General features: G+C 37.2%; 24 protein-coding genes and 2 other annotated features. All 24 genes read left to right on the top strand.

From position 1 onward, the window contains the following. Positions 1–39: 39 nt before the first annotated feature. Positions 40–501, top strand: a complete 462-nt coding sequence (ctsR, locus tag ACUN0F_RS02820; RefSeq protein ID WP_001244556.1) for a transcriptional regulator CtsR — start codon at positions 40–42, stop codon at positions 499–501. A gap of 173 nt (positions 502–674) precedes the next feature. After that, positions 675–1,223 (top strand): UvrB/UvrC motif-containing protein, encoded by a 549-nt coding sequence (locus tag ACUN0F_RS02815; RefSeq protein ID WP_000128404.1) that lies wholly within the window; start codon positions 675–677, stop codon positions 1,221–1,223. A gap of 4 nt (positions 1,224–1,227) precedes the next feature. Beyond that, positions 1,228–2,292, top strand: a complete 1,065-nt coding sequence (locus tag ACUN0F_RS02810; protein WP_046958121.1) for a protein arginine kinase — start codon at positions 1,228–1,230, stop codon at positions 2,290–2,292. A gap of 22 nt (positions 2,293–2,314) precedes the next feature. Then, complete coding sequence (clpC, locus tag ACUN0F_RS02805) at positions 2,315–4,750, top strand: ATP-dependent protease ATP-binding subunit ClpC (protein WP_000971181.1); 2,436 nt, start codon at positions 2,315–2,317, stop codon at positions 4,748–4,750. Positions 4,751–4,846: 96 nt separating this feature from the next. Further along, entirely contained in the window at positions 4,847–6,223 is a 1,377-nt protein-coding gene (gene radA, locus ACUN0F_RS02800) for a DNA repair protein RadA (protein WP_001085205.1), read from the top strand. A gap of 3 nt (positions 6,224–6,226) precedes the next feature. Further along, positions 6,227–7,300 (top strand): DNA integrity scanning diadenylate cyclase DisA, encoded by a 1,074-nt coding sequence (gene disA / locus ACUN0F_RS02795; protein WP_000392165.1) that lies wholly within the window; start codon positions 6,227–6,229, stop codon positions 7,298–7,300. Between the two features lie 162 nt (positions 7,301–7,462). After that, positions 7,463–8,566: a PIN/TRAM domain-containing protein gene (locus tag ACUN0F_RS02790; protein ID WP_000919686.1), complete on the top strand. Its 1,104-nt coding sequence runs from the start codon at positions 7,463–7,465 to the stop codon at positions 8,564–8,566. Between the two features lie 16 nt (positions 8,567–8,582). Continuing rightward, positions 8,583–9,263 carry a 2-C-methyl-D-erythritol 4-phosphate cytidylyltransferase gene (ispD, locus tag ACUN0F_RS02785; RefSeq protein WP_000288298.1) on the top strand — a complete coding sequence of 227 codons (681 nt, stop codon included), beginning with the start codon at positions 8,583–8,585 and terminating at the stop codon, positions 9,261–9,263. Between the two features lie 115 nt (positions 9,264–9,378). Then, positions 9,379–9,855 carry a 2-C-methyl-D-erythritol 2,4-cyclodiphosphate synthase gene (ispF, locus tag ACUN0F_RS02780; RefSeq protein WP_000488386.1) on the top strand — a complete coding sequence of 159 codons (477 nt, stop codon included), beginning with the start codon at positions 9,379–9,381 and terminating at the stop codon, positions 9,853–9,855. An 89-nt stretch (positions 9,856–9,944) separates the two neighbouring features. Further along, on the top strand, positions 9,945–11,402 hold the full coding sequence (gltX, locus tag ACUN0F_RS02775) for a glutamate--tRNA ligase (RefSeq protein WP_000415158.1): 1,458 nt from the start codon (positions 9,945–9,947) through the stop codon (positions 11,400–11,402). A 47-nt stretch (positions 11,403–11,449) separates the two neighbouring features. Beyond that, positions 11,450–11,696: a binding site (T-box leader), on the top strand. Between the two features lie 147 nt (positions 11,697–11,843). Beyond that, on the top strand, positions 11,844–12,509 hold the full coding sequence (gene cysE, locus ACUN0F_RS02770; protein ID WP_000476500.1) for a serine O-acetyltransferase: 666 nt from the start codon (positions 11,844–11,846) through the stop codon (positions 12,507–12,509). Further along, on the top strand, positions 12,490–13,887 hold the full coding sequence (gene cysS, locus ACUN0F_RS02765; protein ID WP_000152264.1) for a cysteine--tRNA ligase: 1,398 nt from the start codon (positions 12,490–12,492) through the stop codon (positions 13,885–13,887). Before cysE ends, cysS begins: the two co-directional genes overlap by 20 nt. Positions 13,888–13,889: 2 nt before the next feature. Then, the gene (locus tag ACUN0F_RS02760; RefSeq protein WP_000564263.1) at positions 13,890–14,297 is read left to right on the top strand and encodes a Mini-ribonuclease 3; all 408 of its coding nucleotides are present in this window, start codon (positions 13,890–13,892) and stop codon (positions 14,295–14,297) included. Continuing rightward, positions 14,294–15,037, top strand: coding sequence for a 23S rRNA (guanosine(2251)-2'-O)-methyltransferase RlmB (rlmB, locus tag ACUN0F_RS02755; protein WP_000093757.1), 744 nt, complete (start codon positions 14,294–14,296; stop codon positions 15,035–15,037). Before ACUN0F_RS02760 ends, rlmB begins: the two co-directional genes overlap by 4 nt. Before the next feature lie 3 nt (positions 15,038–15,040). Then, entirely contained in the window at positions 15,041–15,553 is a 513-nt protein-coding gene (locus tag ACUN0F_RS02750) for an NYN domain-containing protein (protein ID WP_000997888.1), read from the top strand. A gap of 67 nt (positions 15,554–15,620) precedes the next feature. Then, positions 15,621–16,280: an RNA polymerase sporulation sigma factor SigH gene (locus ACUN0F_RS02745; protein ID WP_000387198.1), complete on the top strand. Its 660-nt coding sequence runs from the start codon at positions 15,621–15,623 to the stop codon at positions 16,278–16,280. A gap of 128 nt (positions 16,281–16,408) precedes the next feature. Beyond that, a complete protein-coding gene (gene rpmG / locus ACUN0F_RS02740; RefSeq protein ID WP_002070160.1) occupies positions 16,409–16,555 on the top strand; it encodes a 50S ribosomal protein L33 in 147 nt (48 codons plus the stop codon). A 32-nt stretch (positions 16,556–16,587) separates the two neighbouring features. Next, the gene (secE, locus tag ACUN0F_RS02735; protein ID WP_001241321.1) at positions 16,588–16,767 is read left to right on the top strand and encodes a preprotein translocase subunit SecE; all 180 of its coding nucleotides are present in this window, start codon (positions 16,588–16,590) and stop codon (positions 16,765–16,767) included. A gap of 131 nt (positions 16,768–16,898) precedes the next feature. Then, a complete protein-coding gene (nusG, locus tag ACUN0F_RS02730; protein WP_000415794.1) occupies positions 16,899–17,432 on the top strand; it encodes a transcription termination/antitermination protein NusG in 534 nt (177 codons plus the stop codon). Positions 17,433–17,599: 167 nt separating this feature from the next. Continuing rightward, positions 17,600–18,025: a 50S ribosomal protein L11 gene (gene rplK / locus ACUN0F_RS02725; protein WP_001085872.1), complete on the top strand. Its 426-nt coding sequence runs from the start codon at positions 17,600–17,602 to the stop codon at positions 18,023–18,025. A gap of 176 nt (positions 18,026–18,201) precedes the next feature. Continuing rightward, positions 18,202–18,894, top strand: a complete 693-nt coding sequence (rplA, locus tag ACUN0F_RS02720; RefSeq protein ID WP_002096939.1) for a 50S ribosomal protein L1 — start codon at positions 18,202–18,204, stop codon at positions 18,892–18,894. Between the two features lie 49 nt (positions 18,895–18,943). Next, positions 18,944–19,087 (top strand) — a sequence feature (ribosomal protein L10 leader region). Positions 19,088–19,126: 39 nt separating this feature from the next. Then, on the top strand, positions 19,127–19,627 hold the full coding sequence (gene rplJ, locus ACUN0F_RS02715) for a 50S ribosomal protein L10 (RefSeq protein WP_000048722.1): 501 nt from the start codon (positions 19,127–19,129) through the stop codon (positions 19,625–19,627). A gap of 67 nt (positions 19,628–19,694) precedes the next feature. Then, positions 19,695–20,054 carry a 50S ribosomal protein L7/L12 gene (rplL, locus tag ACUN0F_RS02710; RefSeq protein WP_000159737.1) on the top strand — a complete coding sequence of 120 codons (360 nt, stop codon included), beginning with the start codon at positions 19,695–19,697 and terminating at the stop codon, positions 20,052–20,054. 76 nt (positions 20,055–20,130) lie between these two features. Continuing rightward, a complete protein-coding gene (locus tag ACUN0F_RS02705; protein ID WP_000763283.1) occupies positions 20,131–20,730 on the top strand; it encodes a class I SAM-dependent methyltransferase in 600 nt (199 codons plus the stop codon). Positions 20,731–20,831: the final 101 nt, after the last annotated feature.

Genomic DNA, 20,831 nt, shown 5'->3' with positions numbered 1-20,831 from the left:
AAGTCAAAGATAGTCAAAGTCAATAAAGGTGGCGGATAAATGAGAAATATATCTGATATCATTGAGCAATATCTAAAGCAAGTTATTGACTTAAGTAATAATAATGTGATTGAAATCAAAAGAAATGAGATTGCGGATCGATTCGAGTGCGTACCATCTCAAATCAATTATGTAATCAATACCCGTTTTACGATAGAAAGAGGATTTGTAGTAGAAAGTAAACGTGGTGGAGGAGGTTACATTCGCATTATAAAAGTCAAACTGCATGACGATATAGACATGATCGATCAAATGCTTCATATGATTGATCATAGCGTTGCGCAAGGGAATGCAGAGAGTATGATTATACGTTTAATAGAAGAGGGAATCATAACAAATCGTGAAGCTAAACTTATGTTAAGTGTACTGGATCGTTCTGTATTATCAATGGATGTTCCTTCTCGAGATGAACTTAGGGCTCGAATATTATGCGCAATGTTAAGAACACTGAAATATAAATAAATATAGCTTTTGTAAAAGAATAATAACTAAGAGATAAGGCAGTTAAATATTGTAGAGGTTTTGAAAAAAGAACACGCACTTTTATTTAAACAAGTAAAGGAAAGTGAACAATCTAGTAATGTATGAAAAGTACTATCAGATAGATCGTTCCTATTGTAAAGGTGGGGATAGTGATGACTTGTCAAAACTGTAATATAAGACCAGCAACTTTACATTATACAAAAGTAATCAACGAAAAGAAGACGGAAGTTCATCTTTGTGAGCAATGTGCAGAACAAAGTGGCTATACGTCTTTCTTTCAATCACCGCAGTCTAACTTTTCATTCCATGATTTATTTGCTGGGTTATTACACGGTGAATCAACAATGTTTGAAGAAGGACAAAACGGGCTTTCGAATACAAGTATATTAAGGTGTCCAGATTGTAAGATGACATATGAGCAATTTACAAAGGTGGGACGGTTTGGATGTGCTTCTTGTTACGATACATTTAAGGAACATTTAAAGCCATTATTAAAACGTCTGCACGGTGGACATACAGATCATTGTGGAAAAATTCCGGAACGTATAGAAGGAAATCTTCACTTAAAGAAAGAATTAGATGAACTAAAACTCATTCTGAAACAATACGTACAGAAAGAGGAGTTTGAGAAAGCTGCTGAAGTAAGGGATAATATTCGAGGTCTTGAAAATCAGCTTAGTGAGCATAGAGAGGGGGAATAGTTCTATGTCACTGGACAAAATTATGAATGAAGCGATTAGTCCATGGATGAAGGGGGATGGCCCTGATTCTGATATTGTTTTAAGTAGTCGAATTCGTTTGGCTCGTAATTTTAAAAAATATCAATTCTCTACTATGCAAAACGAAGAAGAAGCTAGACAGATTCATGAATTATTTAAAAAGGAATTTATAAATAAAACGGTAGAACCTTTTGGAGATTTTGAACTATTAAAAATGAATGAATTAACGCCTCTTCAAAGGAGAGTATTAGTTGAAAAGCATTTAATTAGTCCTAACCTTGCAGGAACAGAATATGGAGCATGTCTATTATCAGAAAGCGAACATATTAGTGTTATGCTTAATGAAGAAGACCACATTAGGATACAGTGCTTATTTTCGGGGTTACAGTTATCAGAGGCCATTCAAAGTGCCAATCAAATAGATAATTGGATAGAGGAAGAGGTTGAATATGCTTTTGATGAATCACTTGGATATATAACGAGCTGCCCTACTAACGTTGGTACAGGATTGAGGGCTTCCGTAATGATTCACTTACCGGGACTCGTTTTAACGAAAAGAATTAGCCGCATTATACAAGTAATTCAAAAATTAGGGTTAGTAGTAAGAGGAATATACGGTGAAGGTAGCGAAGCGTTAGGTAATATATTTCAAGTGTCAAATCAAATGACGCTAGGAAAATCTGAAGAAGATATTATTGCAGATTTAAAAAGTGTCATTCAACAAATCATACAGCAAGAAAAAATGGCTAGAGAATTAATTGTACAAAATTCAAGTATTGAGCTTGAAGATAAGGTTTATCGCTCTTATGGCATACTAGCAAACAGTCGGTTAATTCAATCTGCAGAAGCGGCCACTTGCTTATCAGATGTACGACTTGGTATTGATTTAGGATATATAAAAGGTGTATCGAGAAATATTTTGACTGAGCTAATGGTTCTTACACAACCAGGCATTTTACAACAATATGCAGGCGGACCTTTAGGACCAGAAGAAAGAGATTATCGAAGAGCAACCTTAATCCGTGAGCGATTACGTATTGAAAAAAACTAAGCGCAAGTAGGAGGCGATTTCTATGATGTTTGGAAGATTTACAGAAAGAGCACAGAAAGTATTAGCTTTATCTCAAGAGGAAGCAATTCGTATTGGGCATAATAATATTGGAACAGAACACATTTTACTTGGGCTTGTACGCGAAGGGGAAGGAATTGCAGCAAAAGCGTTAATTGCTCTTGGGTTAAGTCCAGAGAAGGTTCAAAAAGAGGTAGAAGCGTTAATTGGACGCGGAACAGAAGCTTCTCAAACTGTACATTATACACCGCGTGCTAAAAAGGTTATTGAGTTGTCTATGGATGAAGCTCGTAAATTAGGTCATTCTTACGTTGGAACAGAACATATCTTACTTGGTTTAATCCGTGAAGGTGAAGGTGTAGCAGCACGTGTTTTAAATAACTTAGGCGTTAGCCTAAATAAGGCAAGACAACAAGTATTGCAACTTCTTGGAAGTAATGAAGCAAGTTCAGGTCACCAAGGTGGTTCTTCAACGAATGCAAATACACCGACACTGGATAGCTTAGCACGTGATTTAACAGTTGTTGCACGTGAAAATCGTCTAGATCCTGTTATCGGTCGTGGTAAAGAAATTCAACGTGTAATTGAAGTTTTAAGCCGTAGAACAAAAAACAATCCTGTATTAATTGGAGAACCTGGTGTAGGTAAAACGGCAATTGCAGAAGGATTAGCACAACAAATTGTAAATAATGAAGTTCCTGAAACATTAAGAGATAAGCGTGTTATGACACTAGATATGGGTACAGTTGTAGCTGGAACGAAATATCGTGGTGAATTTGAAGATCGTTTAAAGAAAGTTATGGATGAAATCCGTCAAGCTGGAAACATTATTCTATTTATTGATGAACTTCATACATTAATTGGTGCAGGTGGAGCAGAAGGTGCAATTGATGCATCGAACATTTTAAAACCATCTTTAGCACGCGGAGAGTTACAATGTATCGGGGCGACAACCTTAGATGAATATCGTAAATATATTGAAAAAGACGCGGCTTTAGAAAGACGTTTCCAACCAATTCACGTTGATGAGCCAAGTTTAGACGAATCAACTCAAATATTGAAAGGTTTACGTGATCGTTACGAAGCGCATCACCGTGTATCTATTACAGATGATGCAATTGATGCAGCTGTAAAGCTTTCAGACCGCTATATTACAGATCGTTTCTTACCAGATAAAGCAATTGATTTAATTGATGAAGCTGCTTCAAAGGTTCGCTTACGCTCTTATACAACACCACCAAATCTAAAAGAGCTTGAAGTAAAACTTGAGGAAATTAGAAAAGAAAAAGATGCAGCTGTGCAAAGTCAAGAATTTGAAAAAGCTGCTTCCTTACGTGATATGGAACAACGCTTACGTGAAAAGTTAGAAGATACGAAGCGTCAATGGAAAGAGCAACAAGGAAAAGAAAACTCAGAAGTGACAGTAGAAGATATTGCAAATGTCGTTTCTACGTGGACTCGTATACCGGTTTCTAAACTTGCACAAACAGAGACTGATAAATTATTAAACTTAGAATCCATTCTTCACAACCGTGTTATTGGTCAAGATGAAGCGGTAGTAGCTGTAGCGAAAGCTGTTCGTCGTGCTAGAGCAGGATTGAAAGATCCGAAACGTCCGATTGGTTCATTTATTTTCTTAGGACCAACAGGTGTAGGTAAAACAGAACTAGCAAGAGCATTAGCAGAATCTATGTTCGGTGATGAGGATGCAATGATTCGCATCGATATGTCTGAGTACATGGAGAAGCATTCGACTTCTCGTTTAGTTGGATCTCCTCCAGGATATGTTGGATATGAAGAAGGTGGACAATTAACAGAAAAGGTTCGCCGTAAGCCATATTCAGTTGTCCTGTTAGATGAAGTAGAGAAAGCTCATCCTGATGTGTTTAACATTTTACTACAAGTATTAGAAGATGGTCGCTTAACGGATTCTAAAGGGCGTACAGTTGATTTCCGTAATACAATTGTTATTATGACATCTAACGTTGGTGCAGATGCGTTAAAACGTAATAAACATCTTGGATTTAACGTACAAGATGAGAGCCGCGATTATTCAGATATGAAAGGTAAAGTAATGGATGAACTGAAAAAGGCATTTCGTCCAGAATTCTTAAACCGTATTGATGAAATTATCGTGTTCCATATGCTTGAGAAAAAACATATTCAAGAGATTGTAACACTTATGGTGAATCAGTTAGTGAAGCGCTTAAAAGAGCAAGAGATTGAATTGCATTTAACAGAAGGAGCGATTTCAGCCATTGCTGATAAAGGATTTGACCGAGAATATGGTGCTCGTCCGCTTCGTAGAGCAATTCAGAAACATGTAGAAGATAGACTATCGGAAGAACTTTTAAAAGGTGCTATTGAGAAAGGACAAAAAGTTATCTTTGATGTTGAAGGGGAATCATTTGTCATTCATAGCGCTGAAAAGGTAAAATAAGTATAGACAAACTAAGAGGGCTACGAGATAGCCCTCTTTCTTGTACGAGAAGGATAAACTGTTTATAGATGAAAGTGAAGTGAAATATAAAACGATATGGCTAAAAAGAAAACAAAATTCACATGTCAAGAGTGTGGTTATCAGTCACCAAAATATATGGGGAAATGCCCTGGTTGTGGTCAATGGAATACGCTTGTTGAAGAGATGGAACCGGTTGTATCATCAAGACGGCTTAATTATGCCAATGCAATTCAATCGGAAGTAACAAAACCAAGACGCCTAACAGAAGTAGAAACAAAATCTGAGGCACGTATTGAAACGAAATTCCAAGAGTTTAACCGTGTACTTGGTGGTGGGATTGTAGATGGATCCTTAGTACTTATTGGTGGAGACCCTGGGATTGGGAAATCAACATTGTTATTACAAATTTCATCGCAATTAGCAGATTCTTCATATGATGTACTATACATATCAGGTGAGGAGTCAGCAAAGCAGATTAAACTTCGTGCAGATCGTTTGCATGTAAAGGGTAGTAATCTATTTGTTGTAGCAGAAACTGATCTACAGCGAATTGCAGCGCACATTGAAGAGATGAATCCAGCTTTTGTTGTTATTGACTCTATTCAAACGATACATTTACCTGAAGTGACGTCAGCCCCAGGAAGTGTAGCGCAAGTACGTGAATGTACAGCGGAATTAATGAAACTTGCAAAAACGAAAGGAATTCCTATTTTTATCGTCGGACATGTAACAAAAGAGGGGGCAATTGCAGGACCTCGTATGTTAGAACATATGGTCGATGCAGTTCTTTACTTTGAAGGAGATCGTCATCATACATATCGTATCTTGCGAGCTGTGAAGAATCGTTTTGGTTCCACGAATGAAATGGGTATTTTTGAAATGAAAGAGCTTGGTCTTGCGGAAGTCTTAAACCCTTCTGAAATTTTTCTTGAGGAAAGACCCGTTGGAGTCGCAGGATCAACAGTAGTTGCCTCAATGGAAGGAACAAGACCGGTTTTAGTAGAAATACAAGCATTAATCTCCCCTACTAGTTTTGGAAACCCTCGAAGAATGGCGACGGGAATTGATCATAACCGTGTATCGCTTATTATGGCAGTGCTAGAAAAAAGAACAGGTTTATTATTGCAAAACCAAGACGCATATTTAAAAGTAGCAGGTGGTTTGAAGTTAGATGAACCAGCAATTGATTTAGCTGTGGCTTTAAGTATTGCTTCAAGTTTTAGAGATAAATCTACGACACCAACTGATGCAGTAATAGGAGAAGTAGGATTAACTGGAGAAATAAGAAGAGTATCAAGAATTGAACAACGTGTACAAGAAGCAGCTAAATTAGGATTTCAACGTGCTATTATTCCTAGAAAAAATTTGGGGGGATGGACAATTCCGGATGGGATTGAGGTAGTAGGTGTATCTAATTTAGGGGAAGCGCTTCGTTTGACATTAGGAGGCTAGGCTATGGAAGAAAACAAGCAACGTGTCAAAAGCATGATTAATATTTTACAGCTCGTGGCCCCAGGAACACCACTGCGCGAAGGGATAGATAACGTGCTTCGCGCACAAACAGGGGGGCTAATTGTTCTTGGGTATAATGAACAAATTAAAAGTATTGTTGATGGGGGATTTCACATTAATTGTGCATTCTCTCCTGCTAGTTTATACGAATTAGCAAAAATGGATGGGGCACTTATTTTAAATGAAACTGGAAGTAAAATTTTAATTGCAAATGCACAGTTAGTTCCAGAGGCATCTATTGATTCTATTGAAACAGGTATGCGCCACCGGACGGCAGAGCGTGTAGCAAAGCAGACAGGTAGTCTTGTTGTGGCTATTTCACAAAGACGTAACGTAATTACACTATATCAAGGGAATTTACGTTATACACTAAAGGATATAGGTGTTATTTTAACAAAGGCAAACCAAGCTATTCAAACGTTAGAAAAATATAAGGCTGTATGGAATGATGGTATTACGAATTTGGGCATTCTAGAATTTGAAGAAGTCGTTACAATGTCCGAGGTGGTTCATGTGTTACATAGTGTTGAAATGGTACTGCGGATTAAAAATGAAATATTGAGCTATATTCATGAGCTAGGAACGGAAGGTAGGTTAATTCGTTTACAACTTACAGAACTACTAGCTGATTTAGAGGCAGAGGCAGCGTTATTAATTAAAGATTATTATCAAGAAAAAACACAAGACCATCATCAAATTTTGAAAAAGTTACAAGATCTTGCGAATACACAACTTCTAGAGGATAGCGATTTAGTTAAATTGCTTGGCTATCCAGGACAAATGAGTTTAGAAGAAAGTGTGACGCCGAGAGGATACCGAATCACAAGCAAAATTTCGCGCGTTCCGCCACTTATCATTGAAAATTTAATTAATCGATTTAAGACTTTGCAAGGTGTTTGTCGAGCAACTATTAATGAATTGGATGATGTGGAAGGAATTGGAGAAGTCAGGGCGAAGAAAATACGAGAAGGCCTAAAAAGAATCCAAGAGCATCTCTATATGAGTAGACACAATTAAGAATATTACATTGATTCCATAATATAACGACACTAGAACATTTTTGGTATATGATATGGTATATTGGTAAATAAAACTATTTATAAAAAAAAACACGTCCGCTTTTGCATTCGGCGTTTTGATTAGCGAAACAATGGTTAATAATGAGTAGGAGGTGGTTCGATGTTAAAACGGATTGTACAGCTCTTCTTTCTAGTAATTGGCGGAGCGTTAGGGATTTACTTAATCCCAAAAGTTATTAATGTATTAGACATCGGTGCTGTTCCATTATTGGAAGGATCGTATGTTCGTGCAATTATTGGTGCAATTATTTTATTTTTAACAACATTTTGGCTTGTAGATTATATTGTTCAACTTATTAAGCATATTGAAGAGGCTCTTGTAAAGGCGCCTGTAGCGGATGTTTTATTTGGTACATTAGGATTAATCTCTGGTCTTATTGTTGCATATTTAATTTTAATACCAATTCGTGAATTTACAATTCCAGTTATTAGTACAGTGTTGCAAGTGTTCTTTACTCTTTTACTTGGATATTTAGGATTCCAAGTAGGGTTTAAAAAGAGGAATGAATTACTAGGATTATTTACATTACCACAACGTGGGAAGAAGAAAAATAATAATAGTGAGAATGAAGAAACTGAGGTAGAAGAATCTACAACTCATTGGAAAATTCTCGATACGAGTGTAATTATCGATGGGCGTATTGCTGATATTTGCCAAACAAAGTTTTTAGAAGGAACAATTGTGATTCCACAATTCGTGTTAGAAGAACTTCAGCACATTGCCGATTCTTCTGATGCTTTAAAGCGTAATCGTGGTCGCAGAGGATTAGATATTTTAAATCGTATTCAAAAAGAGATGCCAATTCCGGTAGAAATTTATGAAGGCGATTTCGATGATATTCAAGAAGTGGATAGCAAACTTGTAAAGTTGGCGAAAATCACTGGTGGAACGGTAGTAACGAATGATTTCAACTTAAACAAAGTTTCTGAATTACAAGGAGTAACGGTGTTAAATATTAACGATTTAGCTAATGCAATTAAACCTGTCGTACTCCCAGGTGAAGAACTGAGTGTTTATGTTGTCAAAGATGGAAAAGAACAAAATCAAGGTGTTGCATATTTAGATGATGGCACGATGATTGTAGTAGAAGATGGTAGAGAATATGTAGGTTCACAACTCAATGTGCTTGTTACTAGTGTGTTACAAACATCGGCTGGGCGTATGATTTTTGCCAAACGTAAATTATTAGAAAAAGCATTATAAGTAGAGGATTATTAATATGTATACATTAATTATTCCAGCAGCTGGTCAAGGCAAGCGGATGGGTGCTGGTAAAAACAAGTTGTTCTTACTTATTAATGAAGTACCGATTATTGTGCATACGTTACGTGCTTTTGAAAAAGATAAAGCATGCAAAAGTATTATTATGGCAATTAACGAAGAAGAACGTCCGTATTTTGAAGAATTAATGCAGAAGTATCCGATTGAAAAGCCAGTACAATTTATTCAGGGCGGAGCCGAAAGACAAGATAGTGTATATAACGCCATTCAGTATACTAGTGATGTTGAGTATGTTCTTGTACATGACGGCGCGCGTCCATTTGTAACGAATAAAGTAATTCAAGATGTATTAACTGCAGCGGAAAAATATGGAGCGTCCATTTGTGCGGTACCAGTGAAAGATACAGTTAAGAAAGTAGAGCAGGGTATCGTTGTCGAAACGGTAGAAAGATCTCAGCTTAAAGCTGTACAAACACCACAAGGGTTCGCTGTTTCTCTTTTGTTAGAAGCTCATAGAAGTGCAAAACAGGGTTGTTTCCTTGGTACAGATGATGCAAGCCTCGTAGAACGTATCGGGAAGCAAGTAGGTGTAGTAGAGGGGAGTTACTATAATATTAAAGTGACGACTCCAGAGGATTTATTAATTGCTGAAAGTTTTCTTCATGTTCAAAAGAAATGACAGTGATGATTATAGCGAAAAAAAGCTCGGCAACAGCCGGGCTTTTCTTTATAAGGATAGCGATATAATATAGAATCATAAAGCTCTGTAGTTTAGCTTGAGGAGGATGTAAAAAATGTTTCGAATTGGACAAGGTTTTGATGTGCATGAGTTTGCGGAAGGTAGACCGTTAATTATTGGTGGAATTACAATTCCTCATGAGAAAGGATTAATTGGTCATTCAGATGCAGACGTATTGTTACATACGATTGCGGATGCATGTTTAGGTGCAATTGCAGCTGGAGATATTGGAAAACATTTCCCTGATACAGATCCTGCTTTTAAAGATGCTGATTCAGCTGTATTGCTGCAAAAGGTTTGGGAATTTGTACGTGAACAAGGTTACGAGTTAGGGAATCTAGATTGTACAATTATTGCTCAAAAGCCAAAGATGGCACCACATATTGAAAGTATGCGTAAACGTATTAGTGAACTATTAGAAACGTCTATTGACAATATCAATGTAAAAGCAACAACAACAGAAAAATTAGGATTTACAGGTAGAGAAGAAGGAATTGCTTCTCAAGCAGTTGTTTTATTACAGAAAAAATAATGGTTTTTAATTCGTAAGATGGATAATCACATTTTTTTGGTGTACAATTATAGAATGTGTTGACATTAAGAATGGAAGGTGTACCAATTATGGAAAAGCAAGTGAGAGTGCGCTATGCGCCAAGTCCAACAGGACACTTACATATCGGAAATGCGCGTACGGCATTATTTAATTATTTATTTGCTCGTCATCAAGATGGTAAGTTTATTATTCGTATTGAAGATACTGATGTGAAACGTAATGTTGCTGGTGGAGAAGAAAGCCAATTAAAATACTTGAAATGGCTCGGTATGGACTGGGATGAAGGTGTTGATGTTGGTGGTGAATTTGGCCCATATCGTCAAACAGAGCGTTTAGATATTTATAAAAAATTATATGAAGATTTATTAGAGCGCGGTTTAGCTTACAAATGTTATATGACAGAAGAAGAGCTAGAAGCAGAGCGTGAAGGGCAAATCTCTCGTGGTGAAACACCGCGTTATGCTGGAAACCACCGTGATTTAACTGAGGAGCAAATGAAGGGATTTGAGGCTGAAGGCCGCATTCCGAGTATTCGTTTCCGTGTACCGGTTGATCGCGACTACACGTTTAAAGATATCGTAAAAGATGAAGTTGCATTCCATTCAAATGATTTCGGTGATTTCGTTATCGTGAAAAAAGATGGAATTCCAACTTATAACTTTGCGGTAGCAGTAGATGATCACTTAATGGAGATTACACATGTACTCCGTGGTGATGATCATATTTCAAATACGCCAAAACAAATGATGATTTACGAAGCTTTCGGTTGGGATATTCCGCAATTTGGTCATATGACTTTAATTGTAAACGAAAGCCGTAAAAAGTTAAGTAAGCGTGATGAATCTATTATTCAATTTATTGAGCAATATAAAGAGCTTGGATATCTTCCAGAAGCAATCTTTAACTTTATTGCACTATTAGGTTGGTCGCCAGTAGGAGAAGAGGAAATCTTCTCTCAAGATGAGTTTATCAAAATGTTCGATGCAGCTCGTTTATCAAAATCGCCTGCATTATTTGATTCTCAAAAACTAAAATGGATGAACAACCAATATATGAAAAAGCAAGACTTAGATATGGTGGTAGAGTTAAGTTTACCGCATCTAGTGAAAGCTGGACGTATAGGTGAAACTTTAAGTGAACAAGAACAAGCTTGGATTCGTGATGTAATTGCGTTATATCATGAACAAATGAGTTTTGGAGCTGAAATTGTAGAGCTTTCTGAAATGTTCTTCAAAGATCATGTTGATTATGAAGAAGAAGGACAAGAAGTATTAAAAGGTGAACAAGTACCAGAAGTACTTCGTGCATTTGCGGGTCAAGTAGAAGCCCTAGAAGCGATGGAACCAGCAGCAATTAAGGCGGCTATTAAAGCAGTGCAAAAGGAAACAGGTCATAAAGGTAAAAACTTATTTATGCCAATCCGTGTTGCAACTACTGGTCAAACACATGGCCCAGAGCTTCCTAATGCTATTGCACTTCTTGGAAAAGAAAAAGTTTTAAATCGTCTTCAAAAAGTAATTGGTTAACATTTTCTAGATTTAGAAATATAATAAGTATACTTAAAACCTAATAAGGAAAAGCGACGAGAAGGAGAAGTAGAAAATCAGGCTTTTTACAGAGAGAACCACCTTTAGGCTGGAAGTGGTTTATAAGCGGATTTTTGAAATGCCCCTTCGAGTCTTCTGCTGAACAGCGAATTGTTTTGTGAAACGTCTTAGGGCGTAAAGTAAGCAGAAGCGGTGTACACCGTTATCATAGATGAGTTTGAGGCTTTTTTTAGCCTAAACAGAGTGGAACCGCGCTTATAAGGCGTCTCTGTCAATATGACAGAGGCGTCTTTTTTTATACCGTAAAAGTGGATATGAGTATAAGTTTTATCCCTGTGTATAAAGATTTAGGGGGATAAGTAGGGAGTAAAGGGAGTTAGTTCACTCGAAAAAGCAGCCCATAAAGGGGAGGGAACATCGATGTTTAAGAGGCTTCGGGAAGATATTGAAGTCGTTTTTGAACAGGATCCAGCGGCAAGAAGTTATTTCGAAGTCATTTTGACTTACTCTGGATTACATGCAGTTTGGGCCCATCGAATTGCACATGCTTTTTATAAAAAGAATTTCTTCTTTATTGCACGTTGGATCTCACAAGTTAGTCGTTTCTTTACTGGTATTGAGATTCATCCAGGAGCAACAATTGGTCGTCGTTTTTTCATAGATCATGGAATGGGGGTTGTAATTGGAGAAACGTGCGAAATTGGTGATAATGTAACGATCTATCAAGGTGTTACATTAGGTGGTACGGGTAAAGAAAAGGGGAAGAGGCATCCTACAATTCAGGATAATGTACTAATTGCAACAGGTGCTAAAGTACTAGGTTCTATTACAGTTGGAGAGAATTCTAAAATTGGAGCAGGGTCTGTCGTATTAAAAGAAGTGCCTGCACATTCTACAGTTGTAGGTATACCTGGCCGAGTCGTTATTCAAAATGGAGTAAAGATCGGTCAAGAATTAAATCATTCTGACCTTCCAGACCCAATTTTTGATAAGTTAAAGGTCATGGAAGTAGAACTTGATAAATTGAAAAAACAACTTGAAGTAAAGGTAGAAAGGAAGGATAAAAATGACTATTCACATTTATAATACGTTAACGCGTCAAAAGGAAGAGTTTACTCCATTAGAAGAAAATAAGGTAAAGATGTATGTGTGTGGACCTACAGTTTATAACTATATTCACATTGGGAATGCAAGACCACCTATGGTATTTGATACGGTACGCCGTTATTTAGAATATAAAGGGTATGATGTGCAGTATGTATCTAACTTTACTGACGTAGATGATAAATTAATTAAAGCAGCAAATGAATTAGGTGAAGATGTGCCGACAATTGCTGACCGTTTCGTTGAAGCGTATTTTGAAGATGTAACGGCACTAGGTTGCAAACATGCAACAGTTCATCCGCGTGTAACGGAAAATATGGATATCATTATTGAGTTTATTCAAGAACTTGTGAATAAAGGATATGCATATGAATCAGAAGGTGATGTGTACTTTAGAACGAAGGAATTTGAAGGATACGGTAAATTATCGCATCAACCAATCGCCGACTTACGTCACGGTGCGCGCATTGAAGTAGGAGAAAAGAAACAAGACCCTCTTGATTTTGCTTTATGGAAAGCTGCGAAAGAAGGAGAAATCTTCTGGGAAAGCCCTTGGGGGAAAGGTCGCCCAGGCTGGCATATTGAATGCTCAGCAATGGCGCGTAAATACTTAGGAGATACAATCGATATTCATGCTGGTGGTCAAGACTTGGCATTTCCTCATCATGAGAATGAAATTGCGCAGTCTGAGGCATTAACAGGAAAAACATTTGCACGTTATTGGATGCACAATGGATATATTAATATTAATAATGAGAAGATGTCTAAGTCACTGGGGAACTTCATTTTAGTTCACGATATCATTAAACAATATGATCCACAGCTAATTAGATTCTTTATGCTATCGGTACATTACCGTCACCCAATTAATTTCAGTGAAGATTTACTACAAAGCACAAATAATGGACTGGAAAGAATTAAAACGGCTTACGGTAATTTAAAACACCGTATGGAAAGTAGTACTGATTTAACAGATCATAATGAGAAATGGTTAGCGGAACTGGAAAAATTCCAGACTGCATTTGAAGAAGCAATGAATGATGATTTCAACACTGCTAATGCAATCACTGAGTTATATAATGTAGCAAATCATGCAAATCAATATTTACTGGAAGAACATACGTCTACAGTTGTAATTGAAGCATACGTAAAACAACTTGAAACATTATTTGATATTTTAGGGTTAGAATTAGCGAAAGAAGAGTTGCTTGATGAAGAAATTGAGGTACTTATTCAAAAGCGCATTGAAGCTCGTAAAAATCGTGATTTTGCGTTATCGGATCAAATTCGCGATGATTTAAAAGACCGTAATATTATTTTAGAAGATACCGCTCAAGGTACAAGATGGAAAAGAGGATAAGAATGATTGATGCAAAGCAATTAAACAGCTTAGCGTTAGCATATATGGGTGATGCGGTATATGAACAATATATCCGCTATCACCTACTTCAAAAAGGGAAAGTTCGTCCGAATCAATTGCATCGATTAGGGACAAGCTTTGTTTCGGCAAAAGCACAGGCGAAAGTTGTTTATCATTTATTAGAGACAGCATTTTTAACAGAGGAAGAAGAGGCGGTACTAAGAAGAGGGCGTAATGCAAATTCAGGTACTGTCCCGAAAAATACTGATGTACAAACATATCGATATAGTACAGCCTTTGAAGCGCTAATTGGCTATCATCACTTATTAAATAATCGTGAAAGATTAGACGAAATTGTATATAAGGCAATTGCTGTTTTAGAAGAAAAGGAAGGGGGCACATCATCATGAGTAGTGAATATATTATCGGACGTAACCCTGTAATTGAAGCGTTACGCTCAGGAAGAGATATTAATAAAATTTGGATCGCGGAAGGTGCTGCCAAAGGACAGATACAAATTGTACTAGCACTAGCGAAAGAAAATAAGATTATTTTACAACATGCACCAAAGAAGAAGTTAGATCAATTAGTTGAGGGGAACCATCAAGGTGTAATTGCTCAAGTGGCTGCATATCAATATGCTGAGCTAGAAGATCTATTTAAAGTGGCAGAGAAGCGTAACGAAGATCCGTTCTTCTTAATTTTAGATGAAATTGAAGACCCGCATAACCTAGGTTCTATTATGCGTACTGCGGATGCAACAGGAGCTCATGGAATTATTATTCCGAAAAGAAGAGCTGTGGGACTTACTGCATCAGTTGCGAAAGCATCGACTGGAGCAATTGAATATATTCCTGTTGCACGTGTAACGAATTTATCTCGTACAATCGATGAATTAAAAGAACGTGGACTTTGGATTGCTGGTACAGATGCAAAAGGGAAAACGGATTACCGTAATTTAGATGGTAAAATGCCAATTGGATTAGTAATTGGAAGTGAAGGAAAAGGTATGAGTCGTATTATTGGTGAAAAATGTGATTTCTTAATTACTTTACCGATGGTCGGTAAAGTTACATCCTTAAATGCTTCAGTAGCCGCAAGTTTGTTAATGTATGAGGTATATCGTAAGCGTCACGAAATTGGTAAATAAAAAATGAACGATATTTTAATCGTTGACGGTTACAACATTATCGGAGCTTGGGGAGACTTGAAGAAACTACGGGATGTAGATTTGCAATCATCAAGAGATGCACTGATTGATAAGATGGCGGATTACCAAGGATACACAGGTACAAAGGTAATGATAGTTTTTGATGCTTATACAGTCCAAGGTATTGAAAAAAAGATGAAACAATCGCGTGTGGAAGTCATATTCACGAGGAAGAATCAAACTGCAGATGAAAAGATAGAGCAGCTTGCGATTGAGCTTAGAAATATAAATACGCAAATATATGTTGCGACTTCTGATTATACGGAACAATGGGTTATATTTGCGCAAGGTGCTCTTCGGAAATCTGCACGTGAATTGGAGTTGGAAGTACAAGCGATGGAGCAACAAGTAAGAAGGCGTACACAAGACACAAAAGAAAAGCAACCCGCCATGCGAAAGATATTTAGTAAAGATATTACAGAAAAATTAGAAAAATTAAGAAGAGGAGAGCGTTGAAGCATTGACGCTCTTTATCTTTTTACTGTATAATATTGCTAAATAAATAGCGGTCGGAGGGATCAAGGTGGAAGCAGGCTTCGTAAGTGTAGGCGACGTTACATTTCGTGATTTAGAGGATGAGGCAATCGTTGAGTTAGTTCGAAAAGGTAATACTGACGCTCTAGAATATTTGATTCACAAATATAAGAACTTTGTTCGCGCGAAATCGAGATCTTATTTCTTAGTGGGTGCCGATCGAGAAGATATTGTTCAAGAAGGTATGATTGGATTGTTTAAAGCGATTCGTGATTATAAAGAGGACAAGCTGTCTTCATTCAAAGCATTTGCTGAACTGTGTATCACTCGGCAAATTATTACCGCTATTAAAACAGCAACAAGGCAAAAACATATTCCGTTAAATTCATATGTGTCTTTAGATAAGCCGATTTATGATGAGGAATCTGATCGGACATTATTAGATGTTATTTCGGAAGCGAAGGTAACGGATCCTGAAGAAATGATTATAAGTCAGGAAGAATATACAGACATAGAATCTAAAATATCTGAATTATTAAGCGATTTAGAAAGAAAAGTGCTTTCTTTATATCTAGATGGTCGTTCTTATCAAGAGATTTCGGAACAGTTAAATAGACATGTGAAATCTATTGATAACGCTTTACAGAGGGTGAAGCGGAAATTGGAACGATATATGGAAATGAGAGAGAGTACCACTTTAAATTCATAACAAATGCTACAGGTGTAAAAAATCACCTGTTTTCTTTTTGTAGAGAGTGCAAAAGGCATGTCATTGACATTGTCTTTTGTTGTATGATACATTTTTAGGGACATAATGTTACAAGGTTGGTGTAACTAATGAGGAAAAAAGTTGTACTCTCATGTGAAGAGTGTAAAAATCGAAACTACTCTACGATGAAAGATACGAGCTCAGTAGAGCGACTTGAAATAAAGAAGTTTTGTAAAACATGCAATCAGCATACAGTTCACAAGGAAACAAAATAAATAATTGAAATAATACACTGGAGGTCCCGTAGATGCGTTTAACGAACTTTTTCGGCGATGTAGGTCGCGAAATGAAAAAAGTAAGTTGGCCTAAAAAAGATGAATTACTCCGTTCAACAGCGACTGTTATCGCTACAGTTGTCTTCTTTGCGATTTTCTTCGCAGTGGTTGATATGGGCATTTCTTCTTTAATTCGGTTAATTCTTGGTTAATTCTTGAATAAGAAGCACTTATCCATGATATAATGTTATTTATAAGAACTGTGTAAAAGCCCGGTGAACGGGTTTTTTCATTTGCGCAAAAAAATGTACGTCAGGGAGGGAAGGACGCTCGTCCTAAATGAATGGAAAAAAGTTGGTATGTTGTCCATACTTATTCTGGATATGAAAATAAAGTAAAAGCAAACCTAGAGAAACGTGTAGAATCAATGGGTATGCAAGATAAAATTTTCCGTGTTGTTGTCCCGGAAGAAGTAGAAGTAGAAATGAAAAACGGTAAAGAAAAATTAATGAAAAGAAAAGTGTTCCCAGGTTATGTATTAGTAGAGTTAATCATGACTGATGACTCTTGGTATGTTGTACGTAACACGCCAGGTGTAACTGGGTTCGTTGGTTCTTCTGGTTCTGGATCTAAACCATCACCTCTATTAGAAGAAGAAGTGGTTACCATTATGAAGCATATGGGAATGGACAACGAAGTGGTTGATTTCGACTTTGAACTTCATGAGACAGTGCGTGTAAATGAGGGGCCATTCGCAGATTATACAGGTGCTATTGAAGAAATTGATGTGGAGAAGAAAAAGGTTAGCGTGCTTGTGGACATGTTTGGTCGTGAGACTCCAGTTGAGCTTGACTTCCATCAAATTGAAAAATTATAAAATGAAACTTGAAATGAATTGTAAAAAGTGATAATATCTTTTAAGTCAGTACGTCTTCGTTATCGGAGACGTTTTTTGAAAGATTTTATCCTTACAGATAAAATATGACGTGGGAGGGCAAATCACTGTCCAATTGACCACATCACGGACTTAAGGAGGTGTGTCTCGTGGCTAAAAAGGTAATTAAAATGGTAAAGCTTCAAATTCCTGCAGGTAAAGCTAACCCAGCTCCACCAGTTGGTCCAGCATTAGGACAAGCAGGTGTTAACATCATGGGCTTCTGTAAAGAGTTTAACGCTCGTACAGCTGATCAAGCTGGTCTTATCATCCCTGTTGAAATTACGGTATTTGAGGACCGTTCATTCACTTTCATTACTAAAACTCCTCCTGCTGCTGTTCTTCTTAAGAAAGTAGCTGGTATTGAGTCTGGTTCTGGTGAACCAAACCGTAATAAAGTGGCAACTGTTAAGCGTGATAAAGTACGCGAAATCGCTGAAACTAAAATGCCTGACCTAAACGCTGCTAGTGTAGAAGCTGCAATGCGTATGGTTGAAGGTACTGCACGCAGTATGGGCATCGTTATCGAAGACTAATTCGATTTGTTTTTAAAAAAGGTTGCGGGTCTGGAATTCCAATTCGCAACCTTTATTATCGTAAATGATTATCGTTTTTAAATAAATGGATGGCGCGCATCCTCAGGTTATACCTGAAAATAAGCGTAAACGTGGGAGGTTATTCCGCTAAAACCACATTCGAGGAGGAAATAAAAATGGCTAAAAGAGGTAAAAAGTACGTAGAAGCTGCAAAGCTTGTTGATCGTGCAACTGCTTACTCTGCAACAGAAGCAGTAGAATTAGTAAAGAAAACAAACACAGCTAAATTTGATGCGACTGTAGAAGTTGCATTCCGTTTAGGTGTTGACCCTAAGAAAGCTGACCAACAAATCCGTGGTGCAGTTGTTCTTCCACACGGTACTGGTAAAGTACAACGTGTATTAGTATTCGCTAAAGGTGAAAAGGCTAAAGAAGCTGAAGCTGCTGGAGCTGACTTCGTAGGCGATGCTGATTACATCGGTAAAATCCAACAAGGTTGGTTCGATTTCGATGTAGTAGTAGCAACTCCTGACATGATGGGTGAAGTTGGTAAACTTGGTCGCGTATTAGGACCTAAAGGTTTAATGCCAAACCCTAAAACTGGAACAGTTACTTTCGATGTAACTAAAGCTGTTAACGAAATCAAAGCTGGTAAAGTTGAATACCGCGTTGATAAAGCTGGTAACATCCACGTTCCAATCGGTAAAGTATCTTTCGAAGATGCTAAATTAGTAGAAAACTTCGGAACAATTGCTGACACTTTACAAAAAGTTAAGCCAGCTGCTGCAAAAGGTACTTACATGAAGAACGTAACAGTTGCTTCTACAATGGGACCTGGCGTACGTGTAGACGTTTCTACATTAGCGTAAAATTTGGAAGTTGACTTCATAAAGAAGTTTTTATATAATCATTTATGTTGTGAATTTAATTAGTGTACCGTAGACAGTAGGTGTCAATAGACTTAATTTCCTACCTAGGTGTTAATATACGAAACGGAATTTTTTTCTGTGACTATATGCCTCCATGTCTACAAGTTGGGCATGGAGGTTTTTAGTGCACTTTCGGTACATCTTCTATATAATCTACAGGAGGTGTAATAACATGAGCAAAGTAATCGAAACTAAACAACAAGTTGTAACTGAAATCGCGGACAAACTTCGCGGAAGTAAATCTACAATCGTTGTTGACTACCGTGGTTTAACAGTTTCTGAAGTAACAGAATTACGTAAAAACTTACGTGAAGCTGGCGTTGAGTTCAAAGTTTACAAAAACTCTTTAACTCGTCGTGCTGCAGAGTCTGCTGAAATGGCTGAGTTAAACGAATTCTTAACAGGACCAAACGCAATCGCGTTCAGTAACGAGGATGTAGTTGCTCCTGCGAAAGTATTAAACGACTTCGCTACAAAACATGAAGCTTTAGAAATTAAAGCTGGTGTAATCGAAGGTAAACTTGTAACACTTGATGAGGTTAAAGCTATCGCTACTCTTCCATCACGTGAAGGCTTACTTTCTATGCTTCTTAGCGTTCTTCAAGCTCCAATCCGTAACCTTGCACTTGCTACTAAAGCAGTTGCAGAACAAAAGGAAGAGCAAGGCGCTTAATTTTTTAAAAGATAATTACTTGTTATCTATAAAACAATACAAACCTATTTAAGGGAGGATATTTACAATGACTAAAGAACAAATCATTGAAGCAGTTAAATCTATGACTGTATTAGAACTTAACGACTTAGTAAAAGCTATCGAGGAAGAATTCGGCGTAACTGCTGCTGCTCCTGTAGCTGTAGCTGGTGGCGCTGGTGAAGCTGCTGCTGAGAAAACTGAATTTGACGTAGTACTTGCAAGTGCTGGCGCTCAAAAAATCAAAGTTATCAAAGCTGTACGTGAAATCACTGGTCTTGGCTTAAAAGAAGCTAAAGAATTAGTTGACAACACTCCAAAAGCAATCAAAGAAGGCGTTTCTAAAGAGGAAGCTGAAGAAATGAAAGCTAAACTTGAAGAAGTTGGCGCTGCTGTAGAAGTTAAGTAATTAACTTTTGATGCTTTAAAAAAAGCTCGCTCTCATGCGAGCTTTTTTTTTAACTGTAAAGAAAAGAGGTGGCCATATGGCAGACCATTATTTTTCTAACGACCCTTCTAGTAAAAGTGATCGTAAACGATGGGAATTTACACTTCGTGGATCTCAATTTACTTTCTTATCTGACCGTGGGGTGTTCTCGAAAAACGAAGTGGACTTTGGTTCTCGTCTTTTAATTGAAGCGTTTCAAGTGCCAGATATTAAAGGTGATATATTAGACGTAGGTTGTGGATATGGACCAATTGGTTTATCGTTGGCGAAAGAGTTTCAAGACCGTAAAGTTCACATGGTGGATGTGAATGAAAGGGCGCTTGAGCTTGCGAAAGAAAATGCCGCTAACAATAGAATTGGAAATGTACACATTTTTCAAAGTAGCGTCTATGAAAATGTAGATGGTATGTATGCTGCTATTCTATCTAATCCTCCAATTCGTGCAGGTAAAGATATCGTGCATGAGATTTTAGAAAAGGCTGTAGAGTATTTAGTTCCAGGTGGAGAGTTGTGGATTGTTATTCAAAAGAAGCAAGGTGCACCATCTGCACTGAAGAAACTAGAGGAAGTATTTTCTGAAGTCGAAGTTGTAGAAAAGAAAAAAGGATATTATATCATAAAATCAAAAAAACGTTGACGGTTATTTTTGGCTATGTTAACATTATACAATGCCAATATATGATTTTCTGCGTTGAGAAAGATGTATATTTTTGTTTCTCTTGGAAAAGATAGTAAAAT

The sequence above is a fragment of the Bacillus sp. 1A genome (assembly GCF_052682215.1).
This window is presented reverse-complemented; position numbering and strand designations above follow the sequence as displayed.

Excerpts from the sequence above, each read along its gene's own strand:
- ACUN0F_RS02790 (WP_000919686.1), top strand. The coding sequence starts at position 7,463 with ATGTTAAAACGGATTGTACAGCTCTTCTTTCTAGTAATTGGCGGAGCG.
- rplL (WP_000159737.1), top strand. The coding sequence starts at position 19,695 with ATGACTAAAGAACAAATCATTGAAGCAGTTAAATCTATGACTGTATTA.
- nusG (WP_000415794.1), top strand. The coding sequence starts at position 16,899 with ATGGAAAAAAGTTGGTATGTTGTCCATACTTATTCTGGATATGAAAAT.
- ACUN0F_RS02750 (WP_000997888.1), top strand. The coding sequence starts at position 15,041 with ATGAACGATATTTTAATCGTTGACGGTTACAACATTATCGGAGCTTGG.
- radA (WP_001085205.1), top strand. The coding sequence starts at position 4,847 with ATGGCTAAAAAGAAAACAAAATTCACATGTCAAGAGTGTGGTTATCAG.
- gltX (WP_000415158.1), top strand. The coding sequence starts at position 9,945 with ATGGAAAAGCAAGTGAGAGTGCGCTATGCGCCAAGTCCAACAGGACAC.
- ACUN0F_RS02760 (WP_000564263.1), top strand. The coding sequence starts at position 13,890 with ATGATTGATGCAAAGCAATTAAACAGCTTAGCGTTAGCATATATGGGT.
- clpC (WP_000971181.1), top strand. The coding sequence starts at position 2,315 with ATGATGTTTGGAAGATTTACAGAAAGAGCACAGAAAGTATTAGCTTTA.
- ACUN0F_RS02815 (WP_000128404.1), top strand. The coding sequence starts at position 675 with ATGACTTGTCAAAACTGTAATATAAGACCAGCAACTTTACATTATACA.
- ispD (WP_000288298.1), top strand. The coding sequence starts at position 8,583 with ATGTATACATTAATTATTCCAGCAGCTGGTCAAGGCAAGCGGATGGGT.
- ctsR (WP_001244556.1), top strand. The coding sequence starts at position 40 with ATGAGAAATATATCTGATATCATTGAGCAATATCTAAAGCAAGTTATT.
- rplA (WP_002096939.1), top strand. The coding sequence starts at position 18,202 with ATGGCTAAAAGAGGTAAAAAGTACGTAGAAGCTGCAAAGCTTGTTGAT.
- cysS (WP_000152264.1), top strand. The coding sequence starts at position 12,490 with ATGACTATTCACATTTATAATACGTTAACGCGTCAAAAGGAAGAGTTT.
- rlmB (WP_000093757.1), top strand. The coding sequence starts at position 14,294 with ATGAGTAGTGAATATATTATCGGACGTAACCCTGTAATTGAAGCGTTA.
- cysE (WP_000476500.1), top strand. The coding sequence starts at position 11,844 with ATGTTTAAGAGGCTTCGGGAAGATATTGAAGTCGTTTTTGAACAGGAT.
- ispF (WP_000488386.1), top strand. The coding sequence starts at position 9,379 with ATGTTTCGAATTGGACAAGGTTTTGATGTGCATGAGTTTGCGGAAGGT.
- ACUN0F_RS02810 (WP_046958121.1), top strand. The coding sequence starts at position 1,228 with ATGTCACTGGACAAAATTATGAATGAAGCGATTAGTCCATGGATGAAG.
- disA (WP_000392165.1), top strand. The coding sequence starts at position 6,227 with ATGGAAGAAAACAAGCAACGTGTCAAAAGCATGATTAATATTTTACAG.
- secE (WP_001241321.1), top strand. The coding sequence starts at position 16,588 with ATGCGTTTAACGAACTTTTTCGGCGATGTAGGTCGCGAAATGAAAAAA.
- ACUN0F_RS02705 (WP_000763283.1), top strand. The coding sequence starts at position 20,131 with ATGGCAGACCATTATTTTTCTAACGACCCTTCTAGTAAAAGTGATCGT.
- rplJ (WP_000048722.1), top strand. The coding sequence starts at position 19,127 with ATGAGCAAAGTAATCGAAACTAAACAACAAGTTGTAACTGAAATCGCG.
- rpmG (WP_002070160.1), top strand. The coding sequence starts at position 16,409 with ATGAGGAAAAAAGTTGTACTCTCATGTGAAGAGTGTAAAAATCGAAAC.